A 12,610-nucleotide genomic window follows, 5' to 3' on the forward strand; every position below is an offset into this window, starting at 1 on the left:
AAGGAAATTCCCACCATGAATAAACCCTTTGTTGCCGTATTGATGGGCTCTGATTCTGATTTTCCGGTGATGCAGACCACCCTCGAGGTGCTCAAGTCATTCGATATCGCGGTAGAAGTGAAAGTGACCTCCGCACACCGTACACCGGCTGCGACTCATCAGTACGTGACCGACGCCGAAGCCCGTGGCTGCAAGGTCTTTATCTGTGCCGCCGGCCTCGCCGCTCACCTGGCGGGCGCAGTGGCAGGCATCACGACTCGTCCCGTGATCGGTGTACCCATCGATGGCGGCCCGCTCAAGGGGCTGGATGCGCTGCTTTCCACCGTGCAGATGCCGGGCGGGGTGCCGGTGGCGACCGTGGCGATCGGCAAGGCCGGCGCCAAGAATGCAGGCTATCTGGCAGCGCAGATGCTGGCAGTGGCGGATGATGAACTGGCGGCCAAGGTGCAGGCCGAACGCCAGAAAAATGCCGACGAGGTACTGGCCAAGGATGCCGCCTTGCAGGCCCTGCTCAAGTAAGCTCCGAGACGGCAACCACCACCCCGTTCGCCATCAGCCTCTCGCTGGTCGATGAGGGAGGGGCGCCAGGGTCGCCGTTCCGTAGGCTCAATGTTAATCAATGATGAGGCGACAGCCCGGCTGTCGCATTTTTTATGCCCAATGAATTTGAACTTGCAGTTGCTGCCCTCCAGCGCGATGGGGTGATTGCCTATGCGACCGAGGCGGTATTTGGCCTGGGTTGTGATCCTGACTCCGAGTCGGCGGTACACCGTCTGCTGGCGATCAAGCAACGCCCGGTGGAGAAGGGACTGATCCTGATCGCTGCCGATCTGGCTCAGTTGCAGGATTACATCGATCTGGACCAGCTCACTGACGAGCAGCTGGCCCGGGTGGAAGCGAGCTGGCCTGGTCCCTTCACCTGGATCATGCCGGCGCGCAGCAATACCCCCGCCTGGCTGACCGGTCAGTTCACTACCCTGGCGGTGCGTGTGACGGCCCATCCGCAGGTACAAGGGCTGTGTCGTGCCTTTGGCAAGCCGCTGGTCTCTACCAGTGCCAACCTGACGGGTGAAGAGCCGGCCCGCCGGGTGGCGGATATCGGCGAATTGTTGGCGAGTCAGCTGGCCTATATCCTGCCCGGCGAAGTGGGGGGGCAGGCCAATCCGTCCGAGATCAAGGATGCCAGAACCGGCGCCATCATTCGCCCCTCTTGAACCGCTCGGAGAGCGGCAATGCGGATCGGCTTCGCCATCCGGCGACATCACAATAATAGGGTCAGGCGACGATCCTGGCTGACTGGAGACAAGATGAGCAAACCGGATGTGGCCCAGGTCAAGGCCTTCCTGCTGCAGTTGCAGGACGAGATCTGCCGTGGTCTGGAACTGGCCGACGGCGCCGGACACTTTGTGGAAGATGCCTGGCGCCGTGAAGGAGGTGGTGGTGGCCGCACTCGTGTGCTGCGTCACGGTGCGGTGATCGAGCAGGGAGGGGTCAACTTCTCCCACGTTCATGGCGATGCCATGCCGGCCTCGGCGACGGCCCATCGGCCGGAACTGGCGGGCCGCCGGTTTGAGGCCATGGGGGTGTCGCTGGTGATCCACCCACACAATCCGTATGTGCCGACCAGCCACGCCAATGTGCGCTTCTTCATCGCCGAGAAAGAGGGGGAGGAGCCGATCTGGTGGTTTGGTGGCGGCTTCGATCTCACCCCGTTTTATCCGTTCGAAGAGGACGTGCGGCATTGGCATCAGGTCTCCCGCGATCTTTGTCAGCCGTTCGGCACCGATATTTATCCCGAGTTCAAATCCTGGTGTGATCGCTACTTCTTCCTCAAGCACCGGGACGAGACGCGCGGCGTCGGTGGCCTCTTCTTCGATGATCTGAATCGCTGGCCGTTTGCCGACTGTTTCGCCTTTATGCAGGCGGTTGGCAAGGGCTATCTCGATGCCTACCTGCCGATTGTCGAGCGCCGCAAGGCGCTGGCTTATGGCGAACGGGAGCGGGAATTCCAGCTCTATCGTCGGGGCCGCTATGTGGAGTTCAATCTGGTGTATGACCGTGGCACCCTGTTCGGCTTGCAGACAGGCGGGCGTACCGAGTCGATCCTGATGTCGATGCCGCCGCTGGCGCGCTGGGAATATGACTGGCAGCCGTCCGCGGGCAGCCCGGAGGCATTGCTCTACAGCGACTACCTCAAACCACGCGAGTGGTTGTGACCAGAGGGGCAGAGGGGCCATGATGGCCCCTTCTTATTGGCCGATATTCGGCTTGTTCCTGAGTGCGAAAACCCGTTAAATCGGGAGATTGCCCTCTGAAGGAACTCTTTGATGGATCGTTATCTGGTTTTTGGCCACCCGGTGCGCCACAGCAAATCTCCCTTTATTCATACCCTGTTTGCCAGACAAACCCAGCAGGAGCTGGAATATGGTCTGGCCGAGCCTGCCGTCGAAGAGTTCGCCACCAGTCTGAGAGCTTTCTTTGCCCAAGGTGGCAAGGGATGCAATGTCACCGTCCCCTTCAAGGAGCAGGCATTCGCCCTGGTCGATCGACTGAGCCCTCGGGCTCGGCGGGCGGGGGCCGTCAACACCATCAAGCTGACCGATGATGGCGTACTGCTCGGTGACAACACAGATGGTGCCGGGTTGGTGGCCGATCTCAAGGCGCATGGTGTGGCACTTGCCGGCAGCAGGATCCTGCTGCTGGGGGCGGGTGGCGCGGCGCGCGGTGCGCTGGCACCGCTGCTGGCCGAGCAACCCGAGGTATTGGTTATCGCCAACCGTACACACGCCAGGGCGGAGCAGCTGGCTGCCGAGTTTCGTGATCTGGGGGCGGTCAGTGCCCAGACCTATGAACAGCTGAGCGGCCATTTCGATCTGATCATCAACTCCACCTCCGCCAGCCTGCAGGGGGAGCTGCCGCCGCTCCCTCCGGCGCTGATCCATGCCGATATTGCCATCTACGACATGATGTATGGCGCGACCGATACCCCCTTTATCGCCTGGGCCAAGGGGCAAGGGGCTCGCCAGACTGTAGACGGCCTCGGCATGTTGGTGGAACAGGCAGCAGAGGCCTTTACCGTGTGGCGCGGAATCCGGCCAGGGACTAAACAGGTATTGAGAGAACTGAAACGAAATCTGGGGACCCTATGAACCAAGGCATCTTGTTTCCCGAGCTGGCCGACTGGCAAGCGCACGAACAGCGGATCCACTTTCCTGCCCAGCAGATGGGGGCGCTGGTGGATTGTTACATCAGTCGCCGGCGTCTGGAGAAAATGACCGGGCTCTCCCTCGCGAGAGAGGAAGACATCCTGCGAGCCTTCGAAAGCGTGCGTTTTGACATCGAGGAAATTGCTGAAAAACTCATTGAGGAACAAGAGTTTGCAGAAGATGGCGCCATCTACCTCTGATTTTTTCAAGTTTTTTCTCAAAGCAGCGGAACTTGCGCCAAGTTGTGCTGACTAACTAGATAGTTGAGGAAGTGCTAGCTAGTCACCTTTATAACTCCCCGGTATTCGTACTGGGGATTTTTTTATCTATATGAAAAATAACATGATTTATGTAATTCATTTTTCGTGAAACTTAATTACATAAATTACTTTCACTTTCTGCTGCTTTGCTATACAGTTAGCAACGTAGGGTACAGAGGTAAGATGTTCTATCTTTCAGACCTTTTATTTCACGTAATTGAATGTGGCTGAATAGCGACCCCGGTGAGTCATCATCGGGGTGTTTTTTTATGGGTTACGTTTAGAGTAAATGCTTTAATGTTGGCGAATGTTTGTTAGAATGAAGGGGATTCTTGAGGAAAACCAGTCGTCTTTGTTCTCAAGATTTAGCTTCTTCCCAATTTTTGAACTGATTGTTTAAGGCCGGTACTGCGTTTGCAGAACCGGCCTCATTTTTATCCTTTCCATTGACTGCTTTGTAATAAAATTTCACTTTGGTACTTATTTGGTGAGGAAACGCCCCCGCCGGCATCTATTTTTGAGAACGTTGCCAATGGGATGAAAAGTTAATTGTTATATAGAATTAACTGTTTATCCCATTGATAAAAATAGTGTTTCAAGAACTCATCGTAGGGAGTGGGTGATGTCACTGGCGAGAGGGGTGATGGCAAGCAGACTGAAAGCCTTTCAATCAGCGGAGGAGCTGCTCCGCCAATTGCAGGGTTTGGTTGTGGTGTATGCAGGACGTAGCTTACTCCTCGAGCGGTGCTTGCTCACCGTCAGTCATGTCATCGGCGCCTGCGAGATACCAGCCAGTCAGCGTCTGTGCCAGTTTTTCGACCCCGATCTGGGTCAGGGAAGAGAAGGCTTCCACCTGAATCTGCGGACCCAGCTCGGCTACGGCCTGACGTACCTTGATGACCTGATTGTTGCGCGGACCTGGGCTCAGCTTGTCGGCCTTGGTCAGCAGTAGCATGACCGGCAGTTTGCGGTGAGAGCTCCACTCCAGCATATTCATATCGGTATCTTTGAGCGGATGGCGGATGTCCATCAGGATCACCAGACCTTTCAATGACTCACGACGCTGCAGATATTCCGCCAGCGACTTTTGCCACTTGAGCTTCATTTCCAGCGGAACCTGCGCATAACCGTAGCCAGGCAGGTCGACCAGACGCTTGCCCGGTTCCAGCTCAAACAGGTTGATGAGCTGGGTGCGTCCCGGCGTCTTACTGGTGCGAGCCAGGTTCTTGTGCTTGGTCAAGGTATTCAATGCAGATGACTTACCGGCGTTGGAACGGCCGGCAAACGCAATCTCGACACCCCCATCATTTGGCAGGTGACGGATGTCGGGTGCGCTGGTCACAAAATGCACCTTATTGAAATTCAGAGTTTGTGTATCCAACGTAAATTCCCCATAGAGATAGAGGGTTATAGAGTTACTTTTTTGTGAAATCGTGTAAAATGGCGTCGCTTAAACGCGTTTATTTTAACATGCCTTCAGCGGCATGGGATCTGGAAGCCTAATAACGAGAAGTTGGAACGCCATGAAGAACCTAGTCATTACTCTTGCTCTGATGGTTGGCGTAACGGGGATGGCACAAGCCAAGGGCGATGCCGCTGCGGGACAAACCAAGGCTGCCGTTTGCGCGGCTTGTCATGGACCGGACGGCAACAGCCTAGTCGATATGTACCCCAAGATTGCTGGTCAGCACGCATCATATATCAAAAAGCAGTTAGTTGAACTGAAGGCTGCAGCTTCTGGTCAAACTGGCCGGGTTGCTCCCATCATGGGGCCGATGGCGCTTCCTCTGTCTGAACAGGACATGGAAGACCTGGCAGCCTACTTCTCCAGTCAGAAGGTGACGCCGCTCGCGGTACCCGATGACGCCGTCGCTGCAGGCAAGGCGCTGTACATGGGAGGAGACATGAGCCGTGGTCTGGCTGCCTGTACTGCCTGCCATGGTCCGCGCGGCTCGGGCGTCGAGCAGGCCAAGTATCCGAGCCTGTCCGGCCAGCATCCTGCCTACATCAAGGCCCAGCTCACGGCTTTTAGGGCCGCTTCCCGTGACAACGACCCGAACAGCATGATGCGGGACGTTGCCAAGAAGCTGACCGATCAGGATATCGAAGTACTGTCCAAATATGTGGCAGGTCTGCACTGATCAAGCCGATGATATTATCTCATTGATATTGACGAGGAGCCGCCGGCTCCTCGTTTCTTTTTGGCCTTTAACACCATTTGGCCAATTTTTTCTCGCATTGTTGTAAGAGATCTCCCATTCATCAGCCTGGCCAGGGCTTAAACATTTTTAGAAAAATGCTTAGTAATTCATTAATTTCAATATGTTAAATGACAATAAGTCGTTTATCTCCGTTTGAAAACGTTCCTGATGGATTGAGCCACTTTATTAAATTGATACAGTGGATGCATGGAATGACCCACGCGGCGGTTCACGACCGGGATGTCGTGAAGACAGGATGTCGATGAGGCTGGATGCCAAGGGCCACGCGAGTGGCAGGCAATGGATTGAAAGACCAGGATGGTGACCGTTCAGGAAGAGCGGGGCTGCGGGAAGCAACCACCCCAGAAGATGACCGGACGTCGTCTGCATGGGTCAGGCAAGCACACGCACATTCAGGATCGACCAATTAAGGTCAGGATGACCATACACAAGATATGATGCGCAGAGGTATCACCACGGACAGGGTGATTTGCAGCCAGGGATGGGACTCGCATAAACATATCAAGGCAGCTTCGGCTGCCTTTTTTCTTTTGGGTCATTAACCCGCTTGGTCATTCTGTGTCAAAATACCAGCAACATGCCCAGAGGATGCCGATCCTGCGGTATTCGAAGGCCATTTATGGCCGGATTGGTGCGGGATCCCGCTCTGTTTCTAATCCATCGTCCCCCGTGTCAGCATCCTCTTCCGGACCTTTTCGAACCGGAAACGGGTTTCAATCCAGTTATTTGTCGGAGTCATTCATTCATGTCGGCTAAACAACCCAATCGCAAACCTGCCGGTAAGCGCAAAGAATCAGATGCCAGTGCCCAGGAAGGCCGTGAGCGCAAACGCGCCGCCAAGCGCAAGGGCTTGAAGGCAGGATCCCGCCAGCAGGTCGAGCAGGCCGGCAAGAAGAGTGGCACCAAACAGGCCAAGGATCCGCGCATCGGTTCCCGCAAGCCGGTTGCCCTGATCGTGGAAGAGAAGAGCAGCAAGCCGGTCGCGCCCAAGCAGGTCAAAGAGAAGAAGCTGGTGATGACGCCGGAGCAGGAGCTGGCCTCCATCGAGAATGATGATCGCCTGAATGACCTGCTGGATCGGCTCGATGCCGGTGAGACCCTGGAAGCAACCGAGCAGGCCTGGGTCGATCAACGGGTTGACCGCTATCAGGAGCTGATGGACGAGCTTGGCATCATCGACACCGATGATGACGAAGATGAAGCTGATTTTGATGAGGCCGACTTTGACGAGCCGGGCCAGCCAGCCTCCGAAGAGGAGCTGTGGGATCGTTTCACCCAGGTCGACTATCAGCCAGAGCCCAAGCCTGAGCCGAAGAAAAAGTGATGAGTGGATGGATGCTGGCCGCCTTGTTGGGCGGCCTGATTTTGTTGGGGCTGGCCTGGTATGCCGGTACCTTGCTGGCACGTCTCAAGCGCCAGCACGACAGTCAGCAGCAGGCTATCGCGGCCCGCAATGAACGGATCCTCGAGAGTGTCAGGGTCATTGCCCATGCGGTACGGGATGGTCAGTGCGACTACTCCGAGGGCGCCATCCGGCTGACCAATCTGCTGGATGCGTTGCAGATCAAGGGCGGTCGCGCCTTTGCCGGCGAATTTCCGGGTTTGTACGGTCTCTACGAGAAGGTGAAGGAGATGCCGACTCATGAGGCGAGACGGGCCCTCAAACGCAATGAAGTAATGAAGATGGATCTCGAACGCAGTGGCTATGAGGCCGAGCTGGAGGCGCAGATCCTCGAGGATGTGGCCAGACTGAAGGATTTTCAGTTAAGCCGGTGAGCCGATAACAAAAAGAGGAAGCAAGCGTGCAAGCAGAACAGATTGTGTGGGATCAGGCCCTGATCGAGAAGTATAACTACAGCGGTCCGCGTTACACCTCCTATCCCACTGCGCTGGAGTTCAACGAGGGTTTCGGTTATCCGGACTTCGTCCAGGCCGCGAGCCAGTATCCGGCGCGCAACCTGTCGCTCTACGTGCATATCCCCTTCTGTCACAAGCTCTGCTACTACTGCGGCTGCAACAAGGTGATCACCCGTCACCGCCACAAGGCCGATCAGTACCTCGATTTCCTCGAGCAGGAGATCAAGGCGCAGGCCCCGCTGTTCAAGCAGCGGCTGGTGACCCAGCTGCACTGGGGCGGCGGCACGCCCACCTATCTGGATGAACCCCAGACTCGCCGACTGATGGCCATGTTGCGGGAGCATTTCCACTTCGCCGAAGAGGGCGAAATCAGCATCGAGGTGGATCCGCGCGAGATCGAGCTCTCCATGCTGGACGTGCTGCGGGAAATCGGCTTCAACCGTATCAGCCTCGGCGTGCAGGACTTCAACAAGGAGGTCCAGGTCGCGGTCAACCGCGAGCAGGACAACGACTTCATCCGCGCCATGCTGGAGCGGGCCCGCGAACTGGGCTTTCGTTCCACCAACCTGGATCTCATCTACGGCCTGCCGCACCAGAACCGGGAGAGCTTTCATCACACCCTGGAAGAGGTGCTCAAGACTGACCCGGCCCGCCTCTCCATCTTCAACTATGCCCACCTGCCGAGCCGTTTTGCCGCCCAGCACAAGCTGAAAGAGGCCGACATGCCGGCGCCGCAGGAAAAACTGGCCATGCTGCAGGATACCATCGCCTTCCTGACCGGCCGTGGTTATCAGTTCATCGGCATGGATCACTTCGCCAAGCCGGACGACGAGCTGGCGGTAGCCCAGCGTGAGGGCAAGCTGCACCGCAACTTCCAGGGCTATACCACCCAGGGAGATTGCGATCTGCTGGGGCTGGGGGTCTCCTCCATCAGCATGATCGGTGATGCCTATTCCCAGAACCAGAAAGAGCTCAAGGCCTACTATGGCCAAGTGGAAACGCTGGGGCATGCCCAGTGGAAGGGGTGCTCTCTCAATCAGGACGACCTGATCCGCCGCGAGGTGATCAAGCGCCTCATCTGCGATTTTCGCCTGAACTTTGCCGCCGTCGAGCAGGCCCATGGCCTGGTGTTCAGAGAGTATTTTGCGGAGGATCTCAAGCTGCTGCAGACCTTCATCGATGACGGCCTGGTACGCATGACCGAAGAGGGGCTGGAGGTGGTCTCCACCGGTCAGCTGCTGATCCGCAACATCTGCATGTGCTTCGATGTCTACCTGCGCAACAAGGCGCGCCAGCAGCAGTTCTCCCGGGTGATCTAAGCCGGCCGATGTCGTTGGGAAATAAAAAAACCGCCTCTCGGCGGTTTTTTTATTGGGCTTGGCTGCACTCAGCGCCGGGCTGCGCGGGCACTCAGCTCGGCCTTTTCGGTCTTGCTCAGGAAAGCCAGAGTCAGGCCGTTCTGCTGGGCGGTGCGGATCTCGCTCACCGTCATGCCGGCAGCCGGGGCCGCCACCTCGTATTCGTGGGGCAGGTCGATGCCTTCCACCGCCGGGTCGTCGGTGTTGAGGCAAGCCAGCACGCCGGCGGCCAGGAACTGGCGGATCGGGTGCTCGGTCAGGCTCGCCACCGTGGTGGTCTGAACGTTGGAGGTGAGGCAGGACTCGATGCCGATGCGGTGCTCGGCCAGATAGGCCATCAGGGCCGGATCCTGAACGGCTTTGACGCCGTGGCCGATACGTTCGGCACCCAGCTCGCGAATGGCCTGCCACATGCTCTCGGGGCCGGCGGCTTCACCGGCGTGCACGGTGACGCGCATGCCAGCATCACGCACCCGGTGGAAGTGGTCGGTGAACAGCTCGCCCGGGAAGCCCAGCTCGTCGCCGGCCAGATCGATGGCAACCAGCCGATCGCGATGGGCCAGGCAGGCATTCAGTTCTTGTTTGCACTGCTCGGTGCCGAAGGTGCGGCTCATGATGCCGATCAGGTTGGTCTTGATGCCGAAGTCGCGGCTGCCAGCCGCCACGCCGTCGATGATGGCTTCGACCACGCCCTGCGGGTGCAGCTTGTGGGCCATCGCCATGTAGGCCGGGCTGAAACGCAGCTCGGCATAGTCGATACCGGCGCGCAGCAGATCTTCCACGTTTTCGTAGGCGACCCGGCGGCAGGCGTCGTAGTCGGCCAGCACGGCCACGCCCCAGTCCAGTTTCTTGAGGAAGGCGACCAGGCTCGGTTCATTCTCGACGATCTGCACATGGGGGCGCAGCGCCTCCAGCTCGAAGGCGGGCAGTTGGATATTGTGCTGACGGCCCAGCTCGAGGATGGTCTGCGGGCGGATGTTGCCGTCCAGATGGCGGTGCAGGTCGGTCAGGGGAAGAGATCTGTCAATCATGATGGCGCCTTCTTCGAGTCGGGTGTGAAAGCCTGCCATTCTAGGCAGGGATCTCAAAAAAGATACCCCGTTTGAAATCAAACGGGGTCTTATTGGTCGGTGATTTGCCAAGGCGTGATGGGAATCGTTTTTCCCAAGGACTCAGGAGAGGTCGAGTTCCTTCAGCTTGCGGGTGAGGGTGTTGCGCCCCCAACCAAGCAGCCGTGCCGCTTCCTGCTTGTGACCGTGGGTATGGTCCAGCGCGGTTTCCAGCATGATCCGCTCGAACTGGGGCAGGGCATCGGCCAGGATATCGGTCTCCCCCAGCGCCAGCTTGGCGGCGACCCAATCCTGCAGCTGCTGCTGCCAGCCGCCGGACAGGGCCGGCTGACCCGGTTCGGCGGTGCTGGTGATGGGGGTGAGCAGCTCGGTGGGCAGATCGCTCACCAGCACCTCCTGGCCCGAAGCCATCACGGTAAGCCAGCGGCAGACGTTCTCCAGCTGGCGCACGTTGCCCGGCCAGGGCAGGCGGCTGATGTAGGCCTGGGTATCCGGATGCAGACTCTTGGCCTCCACGTTCAGCTCCTTGGCTGCCCGCAGCAGGAAGTGCTGGGCCAGCTGGGGAATGTCCTCACGGCGCTCCTTGAGGGCGGGAATGTGGATCCGGATGACATTCAGGCGGTGGAACAGGTCTTCCCGAAACTCGCCGTCGGCCACCCGCTTCTCCAGATTCTGGTGGGTGGCGGCGATGATCCGCACATCCACCTGCACCGGCTGATGGCCGCCGACCCGGTAGAACTGGCCGTCGGCCAGTACCCGCAGCAGCCGGGTCTGCACATCCAGCGGCATGTCGCCGATCTCGTCTAGAAACAGGGTGCCGCCATCGGCCTGTTCGAAGCGGCCGTGGCGAATGTTGTTGGCGCCGGTGAAGGCCCCTTTCTCATGGCCGAACAGTTCCGATTCGATGAGATCTTTCGGGATGGCGGCCATGTTGAGGGCGATGAAGTTCTTGTGGGCGCGCGGGCTGTGCTTGTGCAGGGCGTGGGCGACCAGCTCCTTGCCGGTGCCGCTCTGGCCGTTGATCAGCACCGAGATGCTGGAGCGCGACAGTCGGCCGATGGCGCGGAACACCTCCTGCATGGCTGGTGCCTCGCCGATGATCTCCGGGCTGCTGGCCGGATCCTGCTGGCGAGCCTTGCGTTTGGTGCGTTGCTCCTTGAGGTGATTCTCGGCGCGACGCACCAGAGTGACCGCCTCGTCGATGTCGAACGGCTTGGGCAGGTATTCGAAGGCGCCGCGCTGGTAGGCGTTGACCGCGCTGTCGAGATCCGAGTGGGCGGTCATGATGATGATGGGCAGATCGGCCTGGCGGCGATGGATCTGCTCAAGCAGGCTGAGGCCGTCGATGCCGGGCATGCGGATATCGGAGAGGATCACGTCTGGCGAGCGCATCTCCAGCGAGCTCAGCAGCGCCTCGCCATCGGCGAAGCTCTCGCACTCGAAACCTTCACTGCCGAGGGTGCGCTCCAGCACCCAGCGGATAGAACTGTCGTCATCGACGATCCACACTTTTGCTGTCATGACGTTCCCTTATTTGCGAAGCGGTAGAAAGATGGTGAATTCGGTGTGGCCGGGCCAGCTGATGCAGTCGATCCGCCCCTTGTGCTGGTCGATCAGGTTCTGGGCGATGGAGAGGCCGAGCCCGGTGCCCCCTTCCTTGCCGGTGATCATCGGATAGAAGAGGGTGTCGCGGATGGCATCCGGGATGCCGGGGCCGTTGTCGATGATCTTGATCTCGGCCGCTAGGCGGTAGCGCTGGCCGTGGATGGTGATCTGGAACGCGGTGCGGGTCTTGATGCGGATGAGGCCGGTCTGCTCGCCGATGGCCTCGGCGGCGTTGCGCACCATGTTGAGAAAGGCCTGCTGCAGCTGGTCCGGCTCCATCTCGAATTCCGGAATGCTGGGATCGTAATCCCGCTCGATGCGCACCGTTGGCGGCAGCTCCAGCTCCACCAGCCGGCGCACCTGTTCCAGCACCGAGTGCACGTTGTGCATCTGGTGACGACCCGGGCGCTGGGGGCCGAGCAGCCGATCGACCAGCACCCGCAGCCGGTCGGCCTGTTCGATGATGATGCCGGTGTATTCGCGCAGGGCTGGGTCGGGCAGCTCCTTTTGCAGCAGCTGGGCCGCGCCGCGCAGACCGCCGAGGGGATTCTTGATCTCGTGGGCCAGGCCGCGTACCAGCTCCTTGGCCGCCTGCTGCTGGGCATGCTGCTGCAGCTCCTGGCTGATCTTCTTCTGCTGGTCGATCTTGCGCAGCTCCACCACCATCAGCCGCTGCTCATGATCGGCCAGCGGGCTGACGCTCATCTCCACCAGTCTGGGCTCCCCTTCTACCACCAGGGTGACTTCGCTGTCGGTGAAGCCCTGCCCCGAGCTGAGGCACTGCTTTAGCCGCTGCAGATCGAGGGAGATGTGCTCCAGCAGGTAGGGCAGTTCGATACCGATCAGCCGGCGCTGACTGAGGGAGAGCAGCTGCTCGGCGGCCGGGTTGACGAACTGGATGCAGAGCCGCTCATCCATCAGGATGACGGCGGTCAGCAAGTTATCGAGCAGTATCTTGGCTTGATCCGGGCGGGTTGGCACAGGTTTCTCCCTAAAACGGTGCTATACACCAGCAATGCACCAATGTGGTGC

General features: G+C 58.9%; 13 protein-coding genes. 9 read left to right on the plus strand and 4 right to left on the minus strand.

Features of this window, described 5'->3' with window-relative positions:
• Positions 1-15 precede the first annotated feature (15 nt).
• The 5 genes from purE (at position 16) to QLG02_RS20350 (ending at position 3,406) form a co-directional block, all read left to right on the plus strand.
• Positions 16-519, plus strand: coding sequence for a 5-(carboxyamino)imidazole ribonucleotide mutase (gene purE / locus QLG02_RS20330; protein ID WP_011704271.1), 504 nt, complete (start codon positions 16-18; stop codon positions 517-519).
• A 134-nt stretch (positions 520-653) separates the two neighbouring features.
• On the plus strand, positions 654-1,214 hold the full coding sequence (locus QLG02_RS20335) for a Sua5/YciO/YrdC/YwlC family protein (protein WP_077095844.1): 561 nt from the start codon (positions 654-656) through the stop codon (positions 1,212-1,214).
• Between the two features lie 93 nt (positions 1,215-1,307).
• Positions 1,308-2,216, plus strand: a complete 909-nt coding sequence (gene hemF / locus QLG02_RS20340) for an oxygen-dependent coproporphyrinogen oxidase (protein ID WP_135320816.1) — start codon at positions 1,308-1,310, stop codon at positions 2,214-2,216.
• Between the two features lie 111 nt (positions 2,217-2,327).
• Positions 2,328-3,149 (plus strand): shikimate dehydrogenase, encoded by an 822-nt coding sequence (gene aroE, locus QLG02_RS20345; RefSeq protein ID WP_282466003.1) that lies wholly within the window; start codon positions 2,328-2,330, stop codon positions 3,147-3,149.
• Positions 3,146-3,406, plus strand: coding sequence for a DUF1488 domain-containing protein (locus QLG02_RS20350; RefSeq protein ID WP_016349082.1), 261 nt, complete (start codon positions 3,146-3,148; stop codon positions 3,404-3,406). The genes aroE and QLG02_RS20350 overlap by 4 nt, the downstream gene beginning before the upstream one ends.
• A gap of 790 nt (positions 3,407-4,196) precedes the next feature.
• Here QLG02_RS20350 and yihA read toward each other — a convergent pair.
• Entirely contained in the window at positions 4,197-4,847 is a 651-nt protein-coding gene (gene yihA / locus QLG02_RS20355; RefSeq protein WP_011704276.1) for a ribosome biogenesis GTP-binding protein YihA/YsxC, read from the minus strand.
• A gap of 142 nt (positions 4,848-4,989) precedes the next feature.
• Between yihA and QLG02_RS20360 the strand changes: the two genes are divergently transcribed.
• The 4 genes from QLG02_RS20360 (at position 4,990) to hemN (ending at position 8,864) form a co-directional block, all read left to right on the plus strand.
• Positions 4,990-5,607: a c-type cytochrome gene (locus QLG02_RS20360; RefSeq protein WP_274277240.1), complete on the plus strand. Its 618-nt coding sequence runs from the start codon at positions 4,990-4,992 to the stop codon at positions 5,605-5,607.
• Between the two features lie 826 nt (positions 5,608-6,433).
• A complete protein-coding gene (yihI, locus tag QLG02_RS20365) occupies positions 6,434-7,012 on the plus strand; it encodes a Der GTPase-activating protein YihI (RefSeq protein WP_026080432.1) in 579 nt (192 codons plus the stop codon).
• 11 nt (positions 7,013-7,023) lie between these two features.
• Positions 7,024-7,464 (plus strand): DUF2489 domain-containing protein, encoded by a 441-nt coding sequence (locus QLG02_RS20370; protein WP_016349087.1) that lies wholly within the window; start codon positions 7,024-7,026, stop codon positions 7,462-7,464.
• Positions 7,465-7,490: 26 nt separating this feature from the next.
• On the plus strand, positions 7,491-8,864 hold the full coding sequence (hemN, locus tag QLG02_RS20375) for an oxygen-independent coproporphyrinogen III oxidase (RefSeq protein WP_043126552.1): 1,374 nt from the start codon (positions 7,491-7,493) through the stop codon (positions 8,862-8,864).
• Between the two features lie 68 nt (positions 8,865-8,932).
• On the opposite strand, the gene add is transcribed toward hemN, so the two are convergent.
• The 3 genes from add to glnL all read right to left on the minus strand — a co-directional run bounded on the left by add (position 8,933) and on the right by glnL (position 12,559).
• The gene (gene add, locus QLG02_RS20380) at positions 8,933-9,934 is read right to left on the minus strand and encodes an adenosine deaminase (RefSeq protein ID WP_282466004.1); all 1,002 of its coding nucleotides are present in this window, start codon (positions 9,932-9,934) and stop codon (positions 8,933-8,935) included.
• A 141-nt stretch (positions 9,935-10,075) separates the two neighbouring features.
• Positions 10,076-11,494: a nitrogen regulation protein NR(I) gene (gene glnG / locus QLG02_RS20385; protein WP_010635441.1), complete on the minus strand. Its 1,419-nt coding sequence runs from the start codon at positions 11,492-11,494 to the stop codon at positions 10,076-10,078.
• Between the two features lie 9 nt (positions 11,495-11,503).
• Entirely contained in the window at positions 11,504-12,559 is a 1,056-nt protein-coding gene (glnL, locus tag QLG02_RS20390; protein ID WP_101150374.1) for a nitrogen regulation protein NR(II), read from the minus strand.
• Between the last annotated feature and the right edge of the window lie 51 nt (positions 12,560-12,610).

It is taken from the genome of Aeromonas sp. V90_14 (assembly GCF_029967615.1).
Taxonomy (GTDB): domain Bacteria; phylum Pseudomonadota; class Gammaproteobacteria; order Enterobacterales; family Aeromonadaceae; genus Aeromonas; species Aeromonas hydrophila.

Bases quoted from the DNA above. Each gene is read 5' to 3' on its own strand.
- purE (WP_011704271.1), top strand. From the start codon at position 16: ATGAATAAACCCTTTGTTGCCGTATTGATGGGCTCTGATTCTGATTTT.
- QLG02_RS20335 (WP_077095844.1), top strand. From the start codon at position 654: ATGCCCAATGAATTTGAACTTGCAGTTGCTGCCCTCCAGCGCGATGGG.
- hemF (WP_135320816.1), top strand. From the start codon at position 1,308: ATGAGCAAACCGGATGTGGCCCAGGTCAAGGCCTTCCTGCTGCAGTTG.
- aroE (WP_282466003.1), top strand. From the start codon at position 2,328: ATGGATCGTTATCTGGTTTTTGGCCACCCGGTGCGCCACAGCAAATCT.
- QLG02_RS20350 (WP_016349082.1), top strand. From the start codon at position 3,146: ATGAACCAAGGCATCTTGTTTCCCGAGCTGGCCGACTGGCAAGCGCAC.
- QLG02_RS20360 (WP_274277240.1), top strand. From the start codon at position 4,990: ATGAAGAACCTAGTCATTACTCTTGCTCTGATGGTTGGCGTAACGGGG.
- yihI (WP_026080432.1), top strand. From the start codon at position 6,434: ATGTCGGCTAAACAACCCAATCGCAAACCTGCCGGTAAGCGCAAAGAA.
- QLG02_RS20370 (WP_016349087.1), top strand. From the start codon at position 7,024: ATGCTGGCCGCCTTGTTGGGCGGCCTGATTTTGTTGGGGCTGGCCTGG.
- add (WP_282466004.1), bottom strand. From the start codon at position 9,934: ATGATTGACAGATCTCTTCCCCTGACCGACCTGCACCGCCATCTGGAC.
- glnG (WP_010635441.1), bottom strand. From the start codon at position 11,494: ATGACAGCAAAAGTGTGGATCGTCGATGACGACAGTTCTATCCGCTGG.